Genomic DNA, 3,452 nt, shown 5'->3' on the forward strand with positions numbered 1-3,452 from the left:
ATACTCGAGCGCCGGCTCGGCCTGCCGGTACGGCTGGAGAACGACGCCAATGCGGCAGCGCTCGGCGAATGGCGTTTCGGCGCCGGCCACGGCGCTCGCTCGCTGGTCTTCGTCACCGTCTCGACCGGGATCGGCGGCGGTGTCGTTGCCGACGGCCGCATCCTGCACGGCCGCCGCGGCCTTGCCGCCGAGATCGGCCACATGACCATTACCAACGAAGGCGAGCGCTGCGTGTGCGGCGTCGTCGGCTGCTTCGAGGCCATTGCCTCGGGTACAGCGCTCGGCCGCCGCGCCAACGCGGCGACGTCGCCCCTGGACGGCTCGACGCTGCGCCGCCTCTCGGCAAACGCCGAGGTGACCGGCCGCCACGTGGTCGAGGCGGCACGGCTGCAGGACGACCTCGCTGTGGCGCTGCTCGAGGAGGAAGCTCGCTGGCTGGGCGTCGGCTTCACCAACCTGTTGCATCTCTATTCGCCCGATGTGCTGGTCGTCGGCGGTGGCATCGCCAATGGCCTCGACCTGATGGCACCCGTCATCGGGGCGACCATCCGCCAGCGCGCCATGCGCGCCTATCGCGACGTGCCGGTGGTCCAGGCCCAGCTCGGCCGCCACGCCGGACTGGTCGGCGCGGCCAGCCTCGTCCTGTTCGACGATGGCGGCACATTGGCGGCTCCCATGCCTGCCGGCCCAAGCACATATCCGGAGAGGAGGAGGGACTTCAATGGCTGAGCTCAAGCTGCGCGGCCCTGTCTCGCGGCAAGCCGATCCGTCGCGCTGCGATCTTTTCGCTGCCGATGGCAAGGCCCTGCCACTCCCGCGCAAAGCCGTCTGACAGCGATGACACATGAAAATGGCCGCAAGCGGCGTGCTTGCGGCCATGGTCCTTGGCATGAAGCCGTGGATCACTCGGCGGGAACGATGTCCGCCGGCAGGCTGTCGTCGGCCGTGCCAGCCAGTGCCCGGGCCAGCTTGGCTTCGTCGAGCTCGCCTTCCCAGCGCGCCACGACCAGCGTGGCCACCGCATTGCCGACGAAGTTGGTCAGCGCCCGGCATTCCGACATGAAGCGGTCGACGCCGAGGATCAGCGCCATGCCGGCGACCGGCACGGAGGGAACCACCGAAAGCGTGGCGGCAAGGGTAATGAAGCCGGCCCCGGTGATGCCGGCGGCACCCTTCGAGGATAGCATCGCCACCAGCAGCAGCAGGATCTGATCCGATATCGACAGATGGATGTTCGTCGCCTGGGCGATGAACAGCGCCGCCAGCGTCATGTAGATGTTGGTGCCGTCGAGATTGAAGGAATAGCCGGTCGGGATGACCAGCCCGACCACCGAGCGCTTGGCGCCGGCCTTTTCCATCTTCTCCATCAGCGAGGGCAGGGCGGCTTCCGAGGACGATGTTCCGAGCACCAGCAGCAGCTCTTCCTTGATGTAGCGGATGAGCGACAGGATCGAGAAGCCGTTGTAGCGGCAGACCGCACCCAGCACGACGAAGACGAACAGGAACGAGGTCGCGTAGAAAGTGCCGACCAGCATGGCGAGGTTGATGACCGAGCCGATGCCGTATTTGCCGATGGTGAAGGCCATGGCGCCGAACGCGCCGATCGGGGCTGCCTTCATCAGCACGCTGACCAGCTTGAACATCGGCGCCATCAGTGCCTGCAGGAAGTTGAGCACCGGCGCACCCCGGTCGCCGACCAGCGCCAGCGCGATGCCGAACAGCACCGAGAAGAACAGCACCTGCAGGATGTCGCCATCGGCGAAGGCGCCGACGATCGTGCCGGGGATGATGTTCATCAGGAAGCCGGTGACAGACTGGTCATGTGCCTTGGCGGCGTAGGTGTTGACGGTCGACGCGTCGAGCGTCGCCGGGTCGATGTTGAAGCCGGCGCCCGGCTGCACGACATTGGCCACGACAAGGCCGATGATCAGCGCCAGCGTCGAGAAGGTGAGGAAGTAAAGCATCGCCTTGCCGGCGACGCGGCCGACCTTCTGCAGGTCGCTCATGCCGGCGATGCCGGTTGCGACCGTCAGGAAGATGACCGGCGCGATGATCATCTTGACCAGCTTGATGAAGGCGTCGCCGAGCGGCTTCATGCTCTCCCCGATCGACGGATAGTAGTGGCCAAGCAGGATGCCGACGGTGATCGCCACCAGCACCTGGACGTAAAGCTGGGCATAGAGGGGCTTGCGCTGCGCGGCGGGCGCGGCGGATTGGTCTGCGATATGCATCGAACTCTCCCTGGCCGGAAGGGACGGACATGCGCCGTCCTGCGTGACTTCTCCCATCGCGGCGCTCCGGTTGCCCGCCGCTGGAAGAACTTTTGCAAGCGCCGTGCCAAATCGGAGGAAGGCCGGAATCCCCGGGTTTCGGCCGTTCCTGCCCCCGCTTTCGACGGAGACGTGTGCGGATTTCCGCACACGTCTTGTTTGCCCTGGCGGAATTTCGCATTAGACTGGGGGCCAAAGCCGTGCAGGGAAGGGAGAGGGCCGACGCCGCGACAGCGCATCGATAGCGAAACCCCTGGGTTTGCCGGCCGCGACCTGTTGCGCGAAGCGGTAGCGCGCCTGCGTGATGGGCGTTGGCTGCTTGCGGCAATCGCGCTCGCGGTGCTGGCCGGCGCGGTTGCCATTGCCGGCCGCATCGCCGCGGGCCAGGCGGCCGGCGAGCTGCGCGATGGGGCACTGGCCGCCTTGCCCCTGGCGGCGGGAACCTTGACCGGCGAAATCGAAAAGCAGCGTCTCGTGCCGCTGGTGCTGGCGCGCGACGATGCGGTGCGCGATGCGCTGCGCCGCGCCGGGAAGGTCGAGGAAACGGCTCTCGACGCCAAGCTGAAGGCGATAGCCGGCGATGCATTGGCCTCGGCCATCTATGTCATCGACACTGCGGGCATCGCGATATCGGCCAGCAATGCCGGCCAGCCGGACAGCTTTGTCGGCATCGACTATAATTTTCGCCACTATTTCACCGATGCGATGGCCAAGGGCGCTGCCAGTCAGTACGGCCTCGGCACGATCAGCGGCAAGCCGGGACTCTACCTCGCCGGCCGTGTCGACGATGCCGGCAAACCGCTTGGCGTCGCGGTCCTGAAGGTCGAACTCGGCGGTGTCGAAGCCAATTGGCGCGCAAGCGGCTTTCGCGTTTTCGTCACCGACGAACGCGGAGTCGTTCTGGCCACCAGCCAGCCCGACTGGCGGTTCCATGCGCTGGCGCCGCTCTCCGCCGCGGATGCAGCCGCCGCGCATGCCCAGCTTCAGTTGGACGCAGCCTTCGACCCGCTGCCGATACGGCGTGGCGCCGGTGATGGCCTGGCGACAATCGAGGAGGCTGGAAAATCGCGCCGGTTCGTCGAGGTGGTGCAGGACTTGCCTGGTGCCGTCCCCGGTTGGCGCCTATGGTTGCTGACGCCCGCCGATGCCGCCCTGACCGCCGCCGCCAACACGGCGCGCCTG

At 66.9% G+C, this 3,452-nt stretch carries 2 protein-coding genes and 1 pseudogene; 2 read left to right on the forward strand and 1 reads right to left on the reverse strand.

The annotated features are described in order from the left end of the window. Positions 1-729, forward strand: a 729-nt coding sequence (locus tag EOA36_RS30990; protein WP_145969393.1) for an ROK family protein, incomplete at its 5' end; no start/stop codon positions are given. Positions 730-902: 173 nt separating this feature from the next. On the opposite strand, the gene EOA36_RS30995 is transcribed toward EOA36_RS30990, so the two are convergent. After that, positions 903-2,231: a dicarboxylate/amino acid:cation symporter gene (locus EOA36_RS30995; RefSeq protein WP_127280707.1), complete on the reverse strand. Its 1,329-nt coding sequence runs from the start codon at positions 2,229-2,231 to the stop codon at positions 903-905. A gap of 315 nt (positions 2,232-2,546) precedes the next feature. On the opposite strand from EOA36_RS30995, the pseudogene EOA36_RS31000 reads away from it, so the two are divergent. Then, a pseudogene (locus EOA36_RS31000) lies at positions 2,547-3,452 on the forward strand (sensor histidine kinase); the annotation flags it as partial.

The sequence above is a fragment of the Mesorhizobium sp. M8A.F.Ca.ET.021.01.1.1 genome, from assembly GCF_003998025.1.
Taxonomy (GTDB): domain Bacteria; phylum Pseudomonadota; class Alphaproteobacteria; order Rhizobiales; family Rhizobiaceae; genus Mesorhizobium.

Excerpts from the sequence above, each read along its gene's own strand:
- EOA36_RS30995 (WP_127280707.1), bottom strand. The coding sequence starts at position 2,231 with ATGCATATCGCAGACCAATCCGCCGCGCCCGCCGCGCAGCGCAAGCCC.